Source organism: Thermococcus sp., assembly GCF_027008145.1.
GTDB lineage: Archaea > Methanobacteriota_B > Thermococci > Thermococcales > Thermococcaceae > Thermococcus.
The window spans coordinates 1-3,971 of sequence record NZ_JALTCZ010000207.1 but is presented as its reverse complement, the minus strand read 5'-3'; the positions used below and the strand labels follow the sequence as shown (position 1 = coordinate 3,971).

Here is a 3,971-nt window from a genome sequence, read left to right as displayed (position 1 = left end):
AGTGGTGTTTTCTCAGCCTCCCGGCGAGTTCAAAGCCGTTCTTTTCGAGAACCCTGATAGATGCAACGTTGGGCTCGTAGACCCTCGCGTAGAGCTTCCTCAATTTGAGCCACTCAAAGGCGTAAACTAGGGCCAACCTAACAGCCTCTGTGGCGTACCCTCTCCCCCAGTACTCCCTCGCTATGAAGTAGCCGAGCTCCGCGTTTCCATCGCGGTGGTCTATCCTGTGGAGACCGAGAAAGCCAACCAGCGATGACGTTGAGTTTTCGACTATCGAGAAGACCCTATGGGAGCCCTTCTCCCTTCTCAGCCTCTCATACCACTCAAGCTCGTCTTCAAGGAAGAATATCCCATCGGGGTTCGTCAGGAAGAGCCTCACCTGGCGGTCATTGTACCAGAGCCAGGCCCGCTTTACATCTTCCCTCACCGGAACCGAAAGGGAAACCAGCCCGCCCCTGAGGATGAGTGGCCTCATCGGGAACACCTTAACTTTATAACATCATGCTCGTATTTAAACTCGATGGAAAGGGAAAGACTGATCAAAACCGTCGAGGCAATACTCAGGGGTGCCGGCTACAAGACGGCTAGGTTGGACTTTCGTGGTTCCTGCTTTGACCTCGTGGCCAGCAGGACGCTCACGCTCCTCTTTGTGAAGGTGGTCATCAACATAGACACCGTCACCGAAGGGCAGGCCGAAGACCTGAAGAGGCTTGCCAACTTCTTCAACGCCTCACCTATAATCGTCGGGCTAAAGAGCAAGAACGCCGAGCTTGAGGAGGGGGTCGTCTATGAGCGCTTTGGAGTACATACCCTCAGTCCGGAGACCCTCTACGATGTTCTTGTCGAGAACGAGCTACCAGCGGTCTTCGCGGAGCGCGGTGGCCTCTACGTCAGGATAAACGGAAAGCTTCTACGGGAGCTCAGAGAGAGACACGGCTACTCCGTGGGGGAGCTCTCGCGCCTCCTGGGCGTCTCGAGGAAGACACTCCTCAACTACGAGAGGGGTGAGCAGGCCGTCTCGCTTGAAGTCGCGCTCCTACTGGAGGATCTCTTTGACGAGCCCCTGGCGGAGCCGATAGATGTGCTCAACGCTAAGGTCGAGGTAAAGCGTAACCTTAAGCCCGAAACTCCCCTTGAAAGGGAGATATTCGAGCGCCTCAGGACCCTGGGACTGGGACTCGTTAAGGTCAAAAAGGCACCATTCAACGCAGTCTCAAGGGGTGACGAGTTCAAGATACTGACGGGAATAGACGAGAAGAAGACTCCCTCAACAGTCAGGAGGGCCGAGATGGTGGCCGAAGTGGGCAGGATAATAAACTCCGACGGGGTCTTCATCCTTGAGAAGACGAAGATCGAAGTTGTTGACAGCGTCCCGCTCATCCCGAAGGAGAGCCTCCGCGAGGTCAGGGATGCCGACGAGCTCATAAACCTGATAGAGGAACTGAAGAGAGAGATAAGGGCACGGCTCTTCAGCTGAAGAGGACGCGCCTCCAGACCTCTTTGAGCTTCCTGACGTGCTTTTCGGGTGAGGCTATCATGACTGCCCAGCGGGGGGTCTGTCTTCTCTTGAGTGCGTTGGCCAGCGGGGTGACCCTTGAAAGGGGCTGAACCTCGCCGTTTTCGAGGAGAACCTTAACGTCTGTCTCCTTAAGCCTCGGCTCGCTGAGCATTAAATCGGCTGTGCTGAACTCAAGGATTACCTCGCCTTCACCGGCACCGACGGCTCCGGCAAGGTTTCTCTCAAGCTCCTGACGTCTCTCAACGTTCCTGTAAGCTGTTAACAACTCGCGCTTCTCTTCGGCGCTCAGCTCCTCGGCGCTGATCATGACGGCGGCTTTATAGAGCTTTCTGTACTTCACACCTCTCACGAGCTCCGCAGGAAGGCCCTCGAGGTCTTCGAGCTCCACCAGAACCCTGCAGTCCGTCATCCTCCAGAAGTCCCAGAGGTGACCCTCCTCAAGGGCGAACTCCAGAGCCCTGGTGAGCATTCCCTCGGCTATCTTCACCGTGTGGTGGAAGTAAACCCTTGAGTACATCAGCGAGCGCGCGACCATCATTCCCTCAACTGCCTCAATGCCCTTCTCATCGACCACTAGCTCCTCCCCGTATATCCTCAGCACCTTAAGGAGCCTCTCAAGGTCTATTATGCCGTGAGCTACGCCCGTGTAGTGTGCATCTCTGACGAGGTAGTCGAGCTGGTCAACGTCAACACCTCCGTGTAGCATCTGGCCTAGGTAAGGCCTCTTGGCCCTGCCGAGTATCAGCTGCGCGACCTCCTTCGGGTCGAGGCCGTAACCTGAGAGTATCTCTCCTATCCTTCCCCCATCTTCCTCCCCGGTAATGTTTGTCCTCCCGGTTATTATGTCCTGACCGAGGCGCATGTGGTCGCGCTCCCTGACGTAGTGCTTGTAGATGCTCTCGAAGGTGTGGCTGAAGGGGCCGTGGCCTATGTCGTGGAGCAGGGCACCCGCCTGGAGGAGCAGTCCCTCGTCTTCGCTTAGGCCCACTTCCTGTGAGAGCCTCCTGGCCAAGTTCCATGCACCGAGTGAGTGTTCAAACCTGCTGTGGTTGGCACCGGGGTAGACGATGTAGGCCAGGCCGAGCTGTCTAATGTGCCTCAGCCTCTGGAACTCCGGTGTCTTAAGGATATCAAATGTCATTCCAGAAACTCGCATGCTGCCGTGAATGGCGTCGTGGATTATCTTGCCCGTCACAACAACCACCTGCTGAAAATATGAGAAGAGTTTTAAATAAGTTTTCGGCGATATGACAAGTTAGGAACCGGCTACGTATATCCTCTGGGTCTTGCCGAACTTCAGCGGCAGCCCTTCCATGAGCTTCTCTTTCGGGACGGCCTCTATTATCAAGTCCGCCTGACCGGTTTCCTCCACCTCGTAGCGGACGGGGTTGTTGGCCTCGTATATCAGTCCCCTCACCTCGTCTTCAATCCCAGCGGGCTTTTCCCCATCGTAGGCAACCCTTATGACTGCCCTTGGCTTGGGGTTGTCCGGAGAAAGCGGGTGGTAGATAATTACGAAGTCCACTAAATCGGGGTGGTTGTAGACTATTTCCATGACCTGATCTATGTGGAGCTTCGCCCCGGCGAGGCTTATCACGTCCTTGAGGCGGATTATGTTCCTGACTTCACCCTTCTCGACCCTCGCAAGGTCACCTATGTCGTAGTTGAAGAGAGGCAGCCCGGTCAGCTCGCCCTCGCGCATGACCTTGGTGATGTAAATCCTCTTGTAGTTCTCGTAGCCATCCTCGGTGTCCTTCAGGACAAGTACCGACTCCCTGAACTGGAAGGGGAACGTTTTTCTGCGCTCTATGACCCGATAGCCTGTTATTGCATCCTCCGTCGAGCCGAAGTTGTCTATGATGACCGCATTTGGGAAGAGCTCAAGGGTCGCCTTGGCGAGTTCAGGGGTGAGGGTCTCACCACCGACCACAAGGGTCTGGACGTCGTTCCTTATCGATTCGGGAAGTGTCAGACCGAGGTTGTAGGCGGTGGCCGTTAGGCAGAAGAGGGCTGTGGGTCTGATATCTTCAAGCTCCCTTAGGAGGAGCCTTCTATCAAGGAGATATCTGACCGGAATCTGGTAGTAGGCGCTCCTAGCGTTGAGGAACTCAAAGCTCCCGAGGGCGAAGACACCGGATGATGAGGGGAGCTGTGGGAAGAACGACGCTATCCTATCGCCTTTGTCCATATACTCCCTTATCCACTCCTTAACCTGTCTGGCCGTTCTGGCCTTATCAGCCCTCGTGTAGGGTATTCTCTTTGGCCTCCCCGTTGTCCCGCTCGTCCTCATAACCGCGTGAAAGACCCTGCTCTCCCTGATGTAGTCGGGCCACACTGACTCCGTCCTGTAAAGGTCGTGGGGCTCTATGACAACCATATCGGTGAGCCCGATCAGATCCCCAGGTTTAAGGCTCTCGACATCTATTCCAGCGAACTTCTCCCTCCAGAAGGG

At 55.6% G+C, this 3,971-nt stretch carries 4 protein-coding genes; 1 reads left to right on the top strand and 3 read right to left on the bottom strand.

The window, feature by feature from the left end:
- Nucleotides 1-475, bottom strand: a 475-nt coding sequence (locus MVD07_RS10620; protein ID WP_297501985.1) for a GNAT family N-acetyltransferase, incomplete at its 3' end; no start/stop codon positions are given.
- Between the two features lie 45 nt (nt 476-520).
- On the opposite strand from MVD07_RS10620, the gene MVD07_RS10615 reads away from it, so the two are divergent.
- Nucleotides 521-1,477 carry a transcriptional regulator gene (locus MVD07_RS10615; protein ID WP_297501982.1) on the top strand — a complete coding sequence of 319 codons (957 nt, stop codon included), beginning with the start codon at nt 521-523 and terminating at the stop codon, nt 1,475-1,477.
- Here the strand turns inward: MVD07_RS10615 and MVD07_RS10610 are convergent.
- Both MVD07_RS10610 and MVD07_RS10605 read right to left on the bottom strand, forming a co-directional pair.
- Nucleotides 1,470-2,714, bottom strand: coding sequence for an HD domain-containing protein (locus MVD07_RS10610; RefSeq protein WP_297501988.1), 1,245 nt, complete (start codon nt 2,712-2,714; stop codon nt 1,470-1,472). The genes MVD07_RS10615 and MVD07_RS10610 overlap by 8 nt on opposite strands.
- A 60-nt stretch (nt 2,715-2,774) precedes the next feature.
- Nucleotides 2,775-3,971, bottom strand: a 1,197-nt coding sequence (locus tag MVD07_RS10605; protein WP_297501979.1) for an AMP-binding protein, incomplete at its 5' end; no start/stop codon positions are given.

Excerpts from the sequence above, each read along its gene's own strand:
- MVD07_RS10615 (WP_297501982.1), top strand. The coding sequence starts at position 521 with ATGGAAAGGGAAAGACTGATCAAAACCGTCGAGGCAATACTCAGGGGT.